The sequence below is a fragment of the Caulobacter sp. HJHS_5 genome (assembly GCF_056683955.1).
The window spans coordinates 200248-214430 of the sequence record NZ_JBWZNC010000005.1; the positions used below are offsets into that span (position 1 = coordinate 200248).

Consider the following 14183-nt stretch of genomic DNA (forward strand, 5'->3'; position numbering starts at 1 on the left):
GCGAGGACCGCTTATGGCCCCTTATCTTGACGATGCCGCTGACCGGCCCTCCCCTCATGTTCAAGGCGGCGGGATTTGCTCGCGGAGCCTCCGATCGCCGGTCTATGATGCGGGCTCCGACGTTTCCCTGCGTGATGCGAGTGATGGCCTTCCTTACCGCCGCGGATCGAGCCGCGTGACCGAAAGCGCCGCCGAGACCGTGCGCGCCGATGTCTGGTTGTGGCGGGCGCGGTTCTTCAAGACCCGGTCGATGGCCGCCCGCTTCATCGAGGAAGGCCGCGTGCGCCTGGTGCGCGGCGGGGCGGAAACCCGGATGGACAAACCCGCCCGCACCCTGAAGCCGGGCGACGGCGTGGTGTTCGCCGTGGGGGGCAGGCTGATCGCCGTGAGGGTCGAGGCGGCGGGCGAAAGACGCGGTCCGGCGGAGGAGGCGCGGTCTCTCTATTCGGCCATTGAGGAAAGCTGACGTTGACAAGGCGCCGCTGGACTCCGAAAACCCCGCCGCGCCAAAGCCTTCGTTCCGCGAAATCACCTTGTTATGACCTACATCGTCACCGACGCCTGCATCCGCTGCAAGTTCATGGACTGCGTCGAAGTGTGCCCCGTGGACTGCTTCTACGAGGGCGAGAACTTCCTCGCCATCAATCCGGACGAATGCATCGACTGCGGCGTCTGTGAACCCGAGTGCCCGGTGGACGCCATCAAGCCGGACACCGAGGACGAGGCCGACGGCAAGTGGCTGAAGATCAATTCGGAGTACGCCCGGGTGTGGCCGAACATCACGGTCAAGGGCGAACCACCGGCCGATCGTGAAGAGTTCGAACGCGAAACCGGCAAGTTCGAGAAGTACTTCAGCGAAAAGCCCGGCAAGGGCAACTGAGGCCCGGAATTCGGCGTCGCCGCGCGCGGTCCAGGCCACGCAAACCTTTCTTTCGCCTGAATTTTGTGTTACCGTCACAAAAGACGTGGCGGTTCTCGGATACCTGCATCGCCTCGTCCTTGTCGAAGGAGTGAGTCGTTCGGCGACCGACCTGCCCGTCCTGGGCGTCGGCCCCCCGCAATCCCAACCGAACCTCGAAGGCCCCGCGCGCCTATTTGTGCGGAGGGCGGCCTTTGCATTTTGGTCGGGCGATCGGGGGTAAGCGAACGGCTCCAAAAGCGCGCCCGGACGGCGCGATACGGAAGGACATACGATGAGCAAGAGCGGTCTGGCTTTCTCGGTCGGCGATAGCGTCGTCTATCCCGCCCACGGCGTCGGCAAGGTGCAGGCGATCGAGACCCAGGAAGTGGCCGGCTTTGCCCTTGAAGTTTACGTCATCACCTTCGACCACGAGAAAATGACCCTGCGCGTGCCGACCAAGAAGGCCGTCGCTTCGGGTCTGCGCGCCCTGGCCGAAACCAATGTCGTGTCGCAGGCCCTGACCACGCTGAAGGGCCGCGCCCGCGTGAAGCGCACCATGTGGAGCCGCCGCGCCCAGGAATACGAAGCCAAGATCAACTCGGGCGACCTGATCTCGATCGCCGAAGTGGTCCGCGACCTGCACCGCGCCGAGAACCAGCCGGAACAGTCCTATTCGGAGCGTCAGCTCTATGAATCGGCCCTGGACCGCATGGCCCGCGAAGTCGCCGCCATCGAGAAGATCGACCGCGACTCCGCCGTCGGCATCCTGACCAAGTCGCTGCAGAAGGCCGCCTAGGCTTCTTCTCGGTTCGAAACTGAAACGCCCGGCCGTCCCCGCGACGGCCGGGCGTTTTCGTTGACGGACGCCGCCGGGCGGGCGACCGTGCGGCCGCCTTTCGAGAGAGCCCGATGTCCGTTCCGCGTATGCTTTCCGCCCTTGCCCTGGCCGCCGCCCTGAGCGGCGCCGCGACGGGCGCCTTCGCCCAGACCACGGCCGCCCCGCCGCCGTTTCCGCTGGAAATGTTCAAGGCGCTGCAGGCGATGCCCGGCCAGACGCCCGCGCCTCAGGACGAGGACGCCTGCAAGGCGTCGGCCATCGCCTCCTGGCGGCCGGACAGCCAGCCGGCGGTGGATTGGACGAAGCCGGCCGTGCAGGTCGAGGCCGACCTCATCCATCCGGTGACCGCCGATGAGGCGGCGGCGAGCGCCAAGCTGGCGACAGCGTCCGCCGCACCCGTCAGCCTCGCCGAGGCCGCCCGCTTCACCGGGATCAGCCAGGCCCGGCTCCAGTCGATCAAGCCGGGCGCGAAACCCTATCTGGTGCGCTCGGTCTACCCAGTGCCGGAGCCGACGTTGGGCGTCACCTGGTACGGCGACATGCTGGAAGTCGCCGCCGAAGGCGAAGGCTGCGCGCCTTTCCGCAACACCCCGGTGCTGGTGTTCCTCGACCGCGCTCCGGCGGGGGTGTTCGTCGGGGTTTCGGCGGGGCACTAAGGCAACCGAGGGATGACCAAGCTCGGGCATTGTCTGCCACTCTTGCTCGCGGCAGGCACCGTCATGCTTCTGCCTCACCCCGCCACGGCGCAGCGCTCCTGCAAAAATGAGCGATTTGACGAGTGGAGAACACCCGAGAGCGTTGAGGCGAGGCTTTCGAAGCTGCCGTGGGCTGATGTTCCTCAGCATCTCGTTCTCAAGGTCGACCGTAGTGTGGACGAGGCGCGAGCGCGCCTGTCGCAGCGATCCTTCACCCGGCTTGCCGAAAGCGAAGTCGTTCACTTCGTTACTTCTCCCCCCAAAATGAAGAAGGGATTGGCGCCCTATCTCGTTCGTGGCGTGCGCCCGAATGGCGGCGCACAGTTCAGCGCCGGATGGCTCGGCGAGAATCTAAGCGTGTTTGCTGGGACGCTTGGCTGCGTGGCCGACACTAAGCAGCCGCTTGTAATCTTTCTGCCGAGACCTCCGAAAAGCGTGATCGTGAGCGCGATGTCCGCGCTCTAGCGACGCTCCACGACCTCGACCGCCTCGGGGTGGTCCAGCCAGATCTGGCCGCCGGGACGCAGCATGCCCCGGATGCGGATGAGCTTGCCCGCCAGCTCGGCCGGCGCCTTGCCCGCGCTGGTGAAGGCTTCAACGGCCGTGGCCGGAACCTCGCCGCTGACGACGCGGCCGGCCTCCAGCAGGTCGAGGTCGAAGCCCTGGCCGACGCGGCGCACCCGCCCCACCCGGCCCTCGACCACGGCGAAGCCGCGCTGATCGGGTGAGACCTCCTGCGGCAGCCAGACCTTGAGGCGGCCGTCGGCCCACAGGCCGCGTCGGGCGATTCGGGCCCTGGCCTCGCGGTCCAGCAGGTCGGCGGCGAGCGCGCGGTTGTCGGCGAAGGTGCGGACCTGGGCCATGCCGGCGTCGAGCATGGCGCCCTGAAGCCAGAGCCGGCCTTCGGTGCGGCGAAGGTGCGCCGTCTTGCGGCCGGAAGGGTCGGTGAGACCGCCGCCGGACAACAGCTCGACCGTCTTGCCGAGCACGAGGCCATCGAGCGTGCTCCGCGCCTCCTGGGCGCCGGGAGCGGCGCCATAGGGCGCTTCGACGCCCGCCAGACGGACGACGGCGCCGTCGTCCAGCACCAGGACATCGCCCGAACGCACCTCGATCACGCGCCCGCGGCCAACGGAGGCGAGGCGGCCGAGGCCGTTGTCGCCGCAGCCGGCCAGCGTCAGCCCAGCCATGCTCCAGAGGATCGTGCGCCGATCCGGATGCCCACCCTGCCCCATGGCTTGAGCTTAGGCCGCGAACCGGGGCGGCGTCGATGCGTTGAGGCTCGACCGAAGGAGAACCGCATCATGGCCAAGGACAAGTCGAAGAAGAGCAAGGCCAAGGCGACCGCCGCCGAGCAGCGGGCGGTGCAGGCGCAGGTGGCCGAGGCGGACAAGAAGGCGGGCAAGGCCAAGCCGAAGAAGAAGGCGGCGATGCAGGCGGGGGCCCGCCCCTATCCCGAACCGCCGATGCCGGCCGAGCATCAGGCCAAGCCGGGCTCGGAGGCCGATCTTTCGCTGAAGCCGATGTATGACGCGCCCTACTACCGGGGTTCGGGCAAGCTCGAGGGCAAGGTCGCCATCATCACCGGTGGCGACAGCGGCATCGGCCGGGCCGTCGCCGTGCTGTTCGCGCGCGAGGGGGCGGACGTCGCCATCCTGCATCTGGACGAAGCCAAGGACGCCCAGGTGACCCGCACCGCCATCGAGGCCGAGGGACGGCGCGCCCTGGTGATCGCCGGCGACGTGCGGGACAGAACGTTCTGCTTCGACGCGGTGGCCCAGGTGGTCGAGGCGTTCGGCGGCGTCGATGTGCTGGTCAACAACGCCGCCTTCCAGGTGCATGCCGCGCCCTTCGACGAGCTGACCGAAGAGCATTTCGACCAGACGATGAAGACCAACCTCTACGGCTATTTCCACATGGCCCAGGCGGCGGTTCAGCACATGAAGCCGGGCTCGGCCATCGTCATGTCCGGCTCGGTGACCGGCCTGATGGGCAACAAGGATCTGCTCGACTATTCGACCACCAAGGGCGGCATCCACGCCTTCACCCGCTCCCTGGCGGGCGCCCTGATCGAACGCGGCATCCGGGTGAACGCGGTGGCGCCCGGCCCGGTGTGGACGCCGCTCAACCCGTCCGACAAGGAGCCCGACGTGTTGGCGAAGTTCGGCGCCGACACGCCGATGGGGCGGCCCGCCCAGCCGGAGGAGATCGCCCCGGCCTACGTCTTTCTCGCCTCGCCCCAGACCGCCAGCTACATCACCGGTGAAATCCTGCCGGTGATCGGCGGCTACGGCAGCCGTTAACGTCCCGCGGAGGGCAATTGCAGTTCGTCGGCGGTCAGCCTGCCGTCGCCGTTCCGGTCGAGCCGGCCGAACACCAGTCCGGCCTTGCGGGCGAATTCGGCGCGGGTGACGCGGCGGTTCAGATCGGCGTCGGCCGACATCACCGGCTGCGGATCGTTAAGCAGGCCGAACATGGCGGCGCCTTCCCGAACGGTGGCGGCCACGGCGCGCCGCCGACTGCTGCTCGATCCGCGGGGCGCCTGCACCGGCGGCATCCCGGCGCCGATCAGAATCTCAGGCGCGATCTCGCGCTCGTAGCGGGTCAGTTCCGGCCCCACGAGGCTGTCGTCTTTCTCGACGTCCAGCAGGGTGAAGAAGCGGTCGAAGTCCTTGGCCAGTTCCTCGCGGGTGACGACGCCGTCGTGATCGGCGTCCACCTGCGCCCGCCAGCGCTCTATCGGCTGCGCGGCCGCCGCTTCGGGGCGGAACGGTTCACCCGCCGGGCTGATGAACACCCGCACGGGCGGAGGTCCAGGCGGCGGCGGCTCGGGCGCGGCGGCGCAGCCCGCCAGCAGCAGGCCGAGGACCGGAACGACTTTGAACGGGGTCATTGGCACTCTCAATCGTTGGTCGCCCCGTGCCGTCGCCGGCAACCTTGGCCATTCGATGGCCGACCCGTCGCTGGGGCGTAACCGCGGCGTAAATTATTGACCGTCGGCGTCCATGGGGCCGAGCACGCTTTCGTTCTCGCGCGCGGTCTCGACATAATGCGGCCCCCGGTCGAGTTCGAGGCGCAGCTTCTCACGGTCGAGTTGGTTCTCCCAGCGCGCCACCACCAGGGTCGCGACGCCGTTGCCCACGAGGTTGGTCAGGGCGCGGCATTCGCTCATGAAGCGGTCGACTCCGATCAGCACCGCCAAGGCCGCGATGGGCACCTGCGGCGCCACCGCCAGGGTGGCGGCCAGGGTGATGAAGCCGGCGCCGGTGACGCCGCTGGCGCCCTTGGAGGTCAGCATGGCGACGCCGAGCAGGCTCAGCTCCTGCGTCAGGCTGAGCTCGGTGTTGGTGGCCTGGGCGAGGAACAGGGTCGCCAAGGTCATGTAGATGTTGGTGCCGTCGAGGTTGAAGCTGTAGCCGGTCGGGATCACCAGGCCGGTCACCGGCTTGCTGGCGCCGAGGCGGACGAGCTTCTCCATCATCTGCGGCAGGACCGACTCGGAAGATGAGGTGCCGAGCACGATCAGCAGTTCCTCGCGGATATAGGCCAGGAACTTGAGGATCGAGAAACCGGCCCAGGCGGCGATGGCGCCCAGCACCACCAGCACGAAGAGGACGGCGGTCAGGTAGAAGGTGGCGACCAGGGCGCCGAGCTGGATCAGGCTGTCGACGCCATATTTGCCGATGGTGAAGCCCATGGCCCCGAAGGCGCCCAGGGGCGCCAGGCGGACCACCACGTGGATCACGCCGAAGAAGACCTTGGCGATCTGGTCGAGCACGCCGGCCGTCTTCTGGCCGAATTCGCCCAGCCGCGTGCAGGCGAAGCCGACCAGCATCGCCACCACCAGCACCTGCAGCAGGTCGCCCTCGGCGAAGGCGCCGAAGAAGGTGTCGGGGATCAGGTGCAGCAGATACGCGACGATCCCCTCTCCGTGCTTGGCCTTCTCGGCGTAGCCGGCGGCGATGGAGGGATCGAGGGTGGCCGGATCGATGTTGAAGCCGCGACCGGGCTGGACGGTGCGGCCGACCAGCAGGCCGAGAGCGAGGGCCAGGGTCGAGACCACTTCGAAATAAATCAGCGCCTTGCCGCCGACCCGGCCGAAGGTCTTGATGTCGCTCATGTGGGCGATGCCGCCGGCGACGGTGCAGAAGATCACCGGCGCGATGACCAGCTTCACCAGCTTGATGAAGGCGTCGCCCAGCGGCTTAAGCGACGCCCCGAACGCCGGCCACAGGGCGCCGACGAGAACGCCCAGCGCCACCCCGATCAGAACCTGAACATAGAGGCTCTTCAGCCGGCGCAGCATGCATTCCCCCGAAAAGGCGCGCGATTCCGGCGCATTGGGCCGACACTGACAGCAGGGGCGCGGCGGCGCAAACGCCCGGCGCGGTTCACGCCATCAGGCCGTGCATCCCGTCCCAGGCCAACTTGCCGCCGAGCAGCAGGAGCAGGATGTAGACAACGGTGAAGAACCGGTCGGTCGACACCCGGCGCACCACCCAGGTCCCGAACAGGGTGGCCGCGACCGCCACGGGGACGAGCGCCAGGGACGTCAGAAGGTTCTGGCGGGAAAACTGCCCGAGCGCGAAATAGGCCGGGACTTTCAACCAGTTGACCGCCGCGAAGAACAGCACGCTGGTGCCGATGAACACATCGCGCGGGAATCGCTTCGACAGGGCGTAGACCTGAAACGGCGGGCCGCCGGCGTGAGCGATCTGACTGGTGAACCCCGAAACCACCGCGCAGACGAAGCCGAACCAGGGGTGGGGCCCCTCCTTCACCGCCAGGGTGATGGCGCGCGCCGCCCACAGCCGCTGGGCTCCGAAGACGAGCGACACGATCCCGATCGCCAGTTCGACCGCGGCGATTCTGACGTGCGCGGCGAGGAAGTAGCCGGCGGCGATGCCGAGGACCGCGCCGGGCAGCATCAGCTTCAGAGTGCCGACATCCAGGGCCCGCCGGAAGTTCCAGACGCTGACCGCATCCTGCACCAGGAGAATGGGCATCAGGATCGAGGCGGCCTGCACCGGGGAGACGACAAGGGCAAGGATCGGGACGCCGAGCACGCCCAGCCCCGCGAAGCCGCCCTTGGACAGGCCCACGATGATCACCGCCGGCACAGCCGCCAGATAGAAGTAGAGGTCGGTGATCATGACCGCGCTCTAAGGCTCCGTTGCGCCATGCGCAAAGAAAAAGGCCGCCGTGTCGCCACGGCGGCCCAGTCTTGATCGGGGCCCTGGAAGGAAGGCCTCGAACGGCTTGGAAGATTAGAACTTCGCGCGCACGGTGACGTCGAAGCTGCGCGGGAACGGCGAGGCCAGGTTCGGGTAGTAACCGTTGGCCGAGTCGTAGAACGGCGGATCCTTGTCGAACAGGTTCGCCACGCGGCCTTGCAGCACCACGCCCTTCGCCAGGTTCTTGAACTCGTAGGCCGCCGTCAGGTCGACGGTGGTGTAGGAGTCCACGTCCTGGAACGGCGTGACCGTGATGTTCTTGTACCCGCTGGTGTAGTTCACGAACATGTTGACGGTGACCGGATCCAGGTTCCAACCCACGCTGTAGCGGGTCTTCCACTTCACGGCGTCAACCGTGTCGAGGCGATCCTGCGACGGCTGGCCAGGCAAGACCTGCTGGTCGAGGCGCAGCTGCTGGTTGGCGCTGATGCCGAAGTTGAAGGTGCCGAACGAGTCGGTGTTGAGCCGGTAGCTGATGTCGTAGTCGAGACCTTCGAAGTTCCGCGTGCCGAGGTTCACGGCCTGCGTGTACGGCACGTACTGGAACGTCTCCACCGTGATCGGGCTGGACGGCGCGATCTGGGCGATGATCTCGGCCATACGCTCCTTGTTCGGGAAGAACTCGGCGTACTTCGAGAAGGCTTCGTTCTGAATCAGGTCCGAACCGGTGATCTTGAAGATCAGGTTCGTGTAGTCGACCTGGTACCAGTTGATGCCGACGCGCAGACCTTCGAGGAAGCTCGGCGTGTAGGTGAAGCCGAACGACTTGGTCGTGGCCTCTTCCGGCTGCAGGTCGGGGTTGCCGCCCGAAACCGTGTACTGGTTGATGTTGGACAGCACGGTGCCTTTGTACTGACCATAGCCGATCGCGACGTTCGGGTTGGTGTTGTACTGCGGCTGGCCGAACAGCGAGCCCATGATCCCCAGGCTCGGCGCCGAGAAGTTGGTGCCGTAGCTGGCGTGGAAGCTCAGGTCTTCGATCGGCTTATAGACGATGCCGTACTTCGGGTTGAACTGGCCGCCGTAGCTGTCGAAGTGATCGTAGCGGCCCGAGATCGAGAGGGTCAGGGCCTTGGCCCAGGGCTTCTCGTTGAGGTCGCTGATCAGCGGCACGTTCACTTCCGTGAACAGCGCCTGGACGCTGCGGTCCAGATGGTCGTCACGGACGATCTGGTAGAAGCCCGAGCCCGGAGCATTCACGCCGCCGGTCTGCAGCTGGTTCATCTGCTCCGTGCGGAACGAGGCGCCGACAGCGGCGCGGACATCACCGCCCGGAATGGCGAACAGCGGGCCGTCGGCCTTGAACTGCAGCTCCTGCAGGCGCTGGGCGCCCCAGTTGCGCTGCTTGGCGCCGTTGTCGATCGAGGCCAGCGTCGCGGCGTTGTTGCCGGCGGCGTTGGTGAACAGGTTCAGGGCCGTGGCGGGGTTGGGATCGTTCACCGCCGCGATCAGGTTCACGTAGTCGAGCTCGCGGGATTCCCAGTAGTCGCGGGTCGCGGAGCTGACGAGCGAGGCCGTGCCCTTCCAGTCGGCGCCCAGATCGATGTCCAGGCCGAAGGAGGCGGTCGCCACGGTGCCGCTGGCGACGTTGGTGACCGGGGTCGAGAACAGGCCGACGCCGCTGCGGATCACGGAGACGTCCTGGCCACGCAGTTCCGCCGGAACGGTGCTGTCGTTGTAGAAGGCCGCACCCGGCTTCATGTTGACGCTGAGCGCCGGACGGCCGCCGAGCGATTCCGTTTCCTGGTGGCCGTAGTTCAGTTCGCCCCACACCTTGACGTTGTCGGTGAGCTGATGGTCGGCGGTCAGCAGGAAGCTGTTGCGCTCAAGGTCGGGGATGAGCGTCGTCGGCGAGAGCACGCCGCACTGACGGTCCGCGAGGGCCGTCGAGAAGTTCGGATAGGCGTAGGTGGTGCCGACCGGCACGCCGTTGGTGTTGATGCCGCGCAGCGTCGGGTTCAGGCAGGTCGTGCCGCGCAGATCGCGGCCGCCACGCGAGGATTGGTCGCCGCCGAGCGCGAGGTACGGGATGTCGGTCTGCAGGGGCGACTTGCTGCCCGAGTATTCGTAGGCGAGCATCACGCCGCCGCCGTCCCAGGTCTTGCCGCCGATGATGCCGAAGTTCTTACGCTCGTAGCGGGTCTCGCCGTCCCAGCTGTAGGTGGTGCTGGTTTCGATGCCGTCGAACGGCTTGCGGTAGATGAAGTTGACCACGCCGGCCACGGCGTCGGCGCCGTAGATGGCCGAGGCGCCGTCGGCGATGATTTCGGTGCGCTGGATCGCGATGGTCGGAACCGCCGAGGGGTCCGGGAAGGTGCCTTCGGTGCCGGTCGCGGCGACGCGGTGACCGTTCATCAGGGTCAGGGTCGCGTAGACGCCCAGGTTGTGGATGTTCGGGATGAAGCCGGCCGTCCGGAAACGGTTCGGCGTCGATTGCTCGGCGTTGGCGCCGAAGTTGCCCAACGCCGGCACGGTGGCCAGCATGTCCTTGACGTTGGTCGGGGCGACGGCGTTGACCTGCTCGCGCGACACGCCGATCAGGGCCGAGCCGACCGGGGCGACGCCACGGATCGACGAGCCGGTGACGACCACTTCGTCGACGACGGCCTGGGGCGCTTCGGCCGCCGGCGCGGCGTCCTGCGCGAAGGCTTGGCCGGCGGCCGCCACGGCGGCGAGCGCGACGCCCGAGGCCATGAGCGCCTTCAGAGACGCGTTTTTCCGATAAGTATTCGACATAGGAATTACTGTATCCCCTCGTAATTTTGTTTTCGGGTCGCTGATAGAGACGACTCCGCCGCTTGCCCGCGGACACGCGCCCGCGACCATGGAATCCGTTGTGGAGCAAGGAGTTCGCCGCCTCAGACCCCAATGGGAGGGGGCCGGATGAGCGCTCGCTCAGATTAAAGTTGGAAACCCTTTGTTCCTCTCGACGGTGTCATCCCGTCGTTGGGGCGCGATATAGATTGACGACCCAAGAGCGTGTCAAGCGGGCAACAAGACCCTGACGAGACAGCGACTTTTCAGACACACTCGCGGAAGGCCGCCGCGGAGCAGGGATGCAAGGGTGTCAAAAACGAGCTTAGAAGCCGGAAAACCCGCAAGTAATTGCAGTTCGCCGAACAAAGGTTAGAGGGCGCGTCAGACGACACTTTATTGACAGCCTGTCGAAAACTTTTCGTCGTTGGCCGGGGAAAAAAGTAGGGTCGGACACGAAAAAGGCCGCCGTGTCGCCACGGCGGCCCTTCCAAAAGCGGGCGCTTCGGTGAAGCGCCCGCCCCTGGTTTCGAGTCTTAGAACTTCGCGCGGAGCGTCAGGTCGTAGCTGCGCGGGAAGGGCGAGGCGAGACCGCCGTTGTAGCCGTTGTTGTTGTCGAAGAACGGCGGGTCCTTGTCGAACAGGTTGGCCACACGTCCCTGCAGGGTCACGCCCTTCACGAAGCCCAGACCGACGTCCGAGAATTCGTAAGCGGCCGTCAGGTCCACGGTCTTGAACGCATCCACGCGTTGGTTCTTCACAACCACCGAACCGGTGTTCCGATAGGAGCCGGTGTAGTTGTAGAAGGCGCTGATGGTCAGGTTGTTGTAGTTCCAACCGAAGTTGACGCGGCTCTTCCAACGCGGCGCATCCTGAGTGTCGATACGCGGCTGGAAGGGCTGACCCGGGAACACCTGCTGGTCGAACTTCAGCTGCTGGTTGGCGCTGAAACCGGCCATGAAGAGGCCCATCGAGTCCGTGTTGAGACGGTAGCTGATGTCGTAGTCGAGACCTTCGTAGACCCGCGTGCCGAGGTTCACGGCCTCGGTGTGCGGCACATACTCGAAGTTGCCGACCGTGATCGGGCTCGACGCCGGATATTGCTTGATGATCTCCGCCATGCGTTCCGGCGTCGGGTAGAACTCCGCCAGGGCCGAGAAGGTCTCGTTGGTGATCAGGTCGCTGCCCGTGACCTTGAAGAACAGGTTCGAGTAGTCGACGTGGTACCAGTTCACGCCGACGCGCAGACCGTCGAGGAAGCTGTAGCTCGGCGTCCAGTCAAAGCCGAACGACTTGGTCTTGGCTTCTTCCGGCGTCAGGTTGCCGCCGCCTTGGCCCGAGAGGACGTACTGGTTGATGTTGACCAGCGTCGTGCCCTTGTACTGGCCATAGCCGATCACCTGGTTCGGGCTCTGGTTGTATTGGGGCTGACCGAACAGGCCGGTCAGCAGGCCGACGTTCGGAGCGTTGAAGTTGGTGCCATAGGAGGCATGGAACCGCAGGTCGAAGCCGGGCGAGTACACGATGCCGTACTTTGGGTTAAACGTCCCCTCGTACTTGTCGTAGTAGTCGTAGCGGCCCGAAACCGACAGCGTCAGTTCCTTGACCAGCGGCAGTTCGTTCTGATCGCTGATCAGCGGCGCGTTCAGCTCGAAGAAGGCGGCCGACACCTGCTGACGCGGGTGGTCGTCGCGCACGACGGCGTCGTAGCCGGCGTTGGGGTTGCGCGAACCGCCGAGTTGCAAGGCGTTGGCCTGGGTGGCCCGGAACGAGGTGCCCACGGCGGCGCGCAGGGTGCCGCCCGGCAGTTCCATCAGCGGGCCGTCGGCCTTGAACTGCAGTTCCTGCAGACCTTGCTGGCCCCAGTTGCGCTGCGACGAGCCGTTGTCGATCAACGCCAGGGTGGCCGGGTTGTTGTCCGCGGCCTGGCCGAAGGGGTTGAAGGCGGTCGCGGCGTTGGGATCGGCCACCGCGGCCTTCATGTTGAGCAGATCGAGCTCACCGCCCGGACGACCGTCGACGTCGCGAGTGCGGGACAGGACCAGCGAGGCGGTGCCCTTCCAGTCCGCGCCCATGTCGATATCGAGGCCGGAGACGAAGGTGGTCACCGTCGCCGAACCGCCGCCCCGGAAGGTGTCGCCGAACAGGCCGTTGGCGCTGCGGGACACCGCGACCTGCTTCTCGCCGAGCAGCGCCGCCGGGATGTTCGTGGCGTTGAAGAACGGGCTCGTGTTCGGCACCAGAACGCTGAAGGAGGTGCGGGCGCCGAACGAGCTGCCGACGAAGTGGCTGTAGTTCAGTTCGCCCCAGACCTTCACGTTGTCGGTCAGCTGATGCTCGGCCGTCGCCAGGAAGGCGTTGCGCTCACCGTCGTTGATGATGGTGCCGGGCGTGAGGATGCCGCAGCGCTGAGAGGCCGGGTCGGTGCTGAAGCCCGGGCCGACGCCATAGGACGGGCCGATGGCCACACCGTTGGCCTGAACCGCGCGAACGGACGGGGTCAGGCAGTTGCTGGCGCGCAGATCGCGGCCGCCGCGCGAGCGCTGGTCGCCGCCGAGGGCCAGGAACGGGATCTCGGTGTTCAGCGGCGACTTGTTGGACGAATATTCGTAGGCGAGCATGACGCCGCCGCCGTCCCAGGTCTTGCCGCCGATGATGCCGAAATCACGCTTTTCGTAGCGGGTCTCGCCGTCGAAGCTGTAGGTGGCTTGCGTCTCGATGCCGTCGAACGGCTTGCGGTAGACGAAGTTGACCACACCGGCGGTGGCGTCCGAGCCGTAGATGGCCGAGGCGCCGTCGGCGATGATTTCCGTGCGCTGGATGGCGATCGGCGGAACCGACGACGGGTCGGGATAGGAGCCTTCCGTGCCCGTGGCGGCCACGCGGTGACCGTTGATCAGGGTCAGGGTGGCGTAGATGCCGAGGTTGTGGATGTTGGCCAGGTAGCCCTGGGTGCGGAAGCGGTTCGGGGTCGACTGCTCGGCGTTGGTGCCGAAGTTGCCGAGCGCCGGCACCGTGGCCAGCAGATCCTTGGTGTTGGTCGGAGCGACCGCCTGGATCTGGTCGCGGGTCACGCCGATCAGGGACGAACCCACCGGAGCCACGCCGCGGATCGACGTACCGGTGACCACCACTTCTTCGACCTGGGCGCCGGCGGCGTCCTGAGCGAAGGCCTGGCTGCCGGCCGCGAGGGCCGCGATGGCGACGCCGGAGGCCATCCACGCCTTCAGCGAGGCGCACTTCTTCTGTGAATAAGACATGACTCTGAAGTCACTCCCCTTTTTCCCGCCGCCAAACATCGGCGGCGCGTCCTGATTGAGCGCAGGTGGATCCCACGCGTTTTTCGCCCGCACGAAACACCGCACGGTTGAGTTTCTCGGCGTTTTGTCGCCGAGGTTAATTTTCTTACGTTCGTAGTCGGCTTTGGGTCTCAACTCCCAGCGGCGTGTGCCCACCGCTTCGGGCCGTATACACATCGAGGTCGCTCAACGTGTCAAGCGGGTTACAAACCGGCGCAATCCCAACTGAGCAGCCAGCTCACCAGCCCTCGAAGTTCGCAGACCGGCGATCCTTTTGGAGGTTTCGAAGAATTTTATAACGTTTCACGATGGTTCCGCGACACCCCCTGGACGGGCGCGTGGGCCAGCCGCGATCCGCTCTTGCTTCACCGCTCTCGCGACGTTTGTTTCCACGTGAAATCAGTCAATTACGGGCGCGACAGATTGCCGCCGCCGAGCCGGCTCACCCCTGACTGAACATGG

General features: G+C 66.2%; 12 protein-coding genes. 6 read left to right on the plus strand and 6 right to left on the minus strand.

Going from position 1 to position 14183, the window contains the following annotated elements; translation table 11 throughout:
- Window positions 1-175: 175 nt before the first annotated feature.
- The 5 genes from ACFLIT_RS11455 to ACFLIT_RS11475 all read left to right on the plus strand — a co-directional run bounded on the left by ACFLIT_RS11455 (window position 176) and on the right by ACFLIT_RS11475 (window position 2899).
- Complete coding sequence (locus tag ACFLIT_RS11455) at window positions 176-466, plus strand: RNA-binding S4 domain-containing protein (RefSeq protein WP_479911362.1); 291 nt, start codon at window positions 176-178, stop codon at window positions 464-466.
- A gap of 72 nt (window positions 467-538) precedes the next feature.
- A complete protein-coding gene (fdxA, locus tag ACFLIT_RS11460; RefSeq protein ID WP_479911363.1) occupies window positions 539-880 on the plus strand; it encodes a ferredoxin FdxA in 342 nt (113 codons plus the stop codon).
- A gap of 313 nt (window positions 881-1193) precedes the next feature.
- On the plus strand, window positions 1194-1697 hold the full coding sequence (locus ACFLIT_RS11465) for a CarD family transcriptional regulator (RefSeq protein WP_479911364.1): 504 nt from the start codon (window positions 1194-1196) through the stop codon (window positions 1695-1697).
- A gap of 113 nt (window positions 1698-1810) precedes the next feature.
- Window positions 1811-2395 (plus strand): hypothetical protein, encoded by a 585-nt coding sequence (locus ACFLIT_RS11470; RefSeq protein WP_479911365.1) that lies wholly within the window; start codon window positions 1811-1813, stop codon window positions 2393-2395.
- 12 nt (window positions 2396-2407) lie between these two features.
- On the plus strand, window positions 2408-2899 hold the full coding sequence (locus ACFLIT_RS11475; RefSeq protein ID WP_479911366.1) for a hypothetical protein: 492 nt from the start codon (window positions 2408-2410) through the stop codon (window positions 2897-2899).
- Here the strand turns inward: ACFLIT_RS11475 and ACFLIT_RS11480 are convergent.
- A complete protein-coding gene (locus ACFLIT_RS11480) occupies window positions 2896-3624 on the minus strand; it encodes a thermonuclease family protein (RefSeq protein ID WP_479911367.1) in 729 nt (242 codons plus the stop codon). The two genes, ACFLIT_RS11475 and ACFLIT_RS11480, sit on opposite strands and share 4 nt — an antisense overlap.
- 114 nt (window positions 3625-3738) lie before the next feature.
- Between ACFLIT_RS11480 and ACFLIT_RS11485 the strand changes: the two genes are divergently transcribed.
- Window positions 3739-4737: an SDR family oxidoreductase gene (locus ACFLIT_RS11485; protein WP_479911368.1), complete on the plus strand. Its 999-nt coding sequence runs from the start codon at window positions 3739-3741 to the stop codon at window positions 4735-4737.
- Here the strand turns inward: ACFLIT_RS11485 and ACFLIT_RS11490 are convergent.
- From ACFLIT_RS11490 to ACFLIT_RS11510, 5 genes are all read right to left on the minus strand, one after another.
- Complete coding sequence (locus ACFLIT_RS11490; protein WP_479911369.1) at window positions 4734-5327, minus strand: EF-hand domain-containing protein; 594 nt, start codon at window positions 5325-5327, stop codon at window positions 4734-4736. The genes ACFLIT_RS11485 and ACFLIT_RS11490 overlap by 4 nt on opposite strands.
- A gap of 93 nt (window positions 5328-5420) precedes the next feature.
- Window positions 5421-6728, minus strand: a complete 1308-nt coding sequence (locus ACFLIT_RS11495) for a dicarboxylate/amino acid:cation symporter (RefSeq protein ID WP_479911522.1) — start codon at window positions 6726-6728, stop codon at window positions 5421-5423.
- Between the two features lie 97 nt (window positions 6729-6825).
- On the minus strand, window positions 6826-7587 hold the full coding sequence (locus tag ACFLIT_RS11500) for a sulfite exporter TauE/SafE family protein (protein WP_479911370.1): 762 nt from the start codon (window positions 7585-7587) through the stop codon (window positions 6826-6828).
- A gap of 114 nt (window positions 7588-7701) precedes the next feature.
- Window positions 7702-10362: a TonB-dependent receptor domain-containing protein gene (locus ACFLIT_RS11505; RefSeq protein ID WP_479911371.1), complete on the minus strand. Its 2661-nt coding sequence runs from the start codon at window positions 10360-10362 to the stop codon at window positions 7702-7704.
- Window positions 10363-10958: 596 nt separating this feature from the next.
- Window positions 10959-13682 (minus strand): TonB-dependent receptor domain-containing protein, encoded by a 2724-nt coding sequence (locus ACFLIT_RS11510; protein WP_479911372.1) that lies wholly within the window; start codon window positions 13680-13682, stop codon window positions 10959-10961.
- Window positions 13683-14183 lie beyond the last annotated feature (501 nt).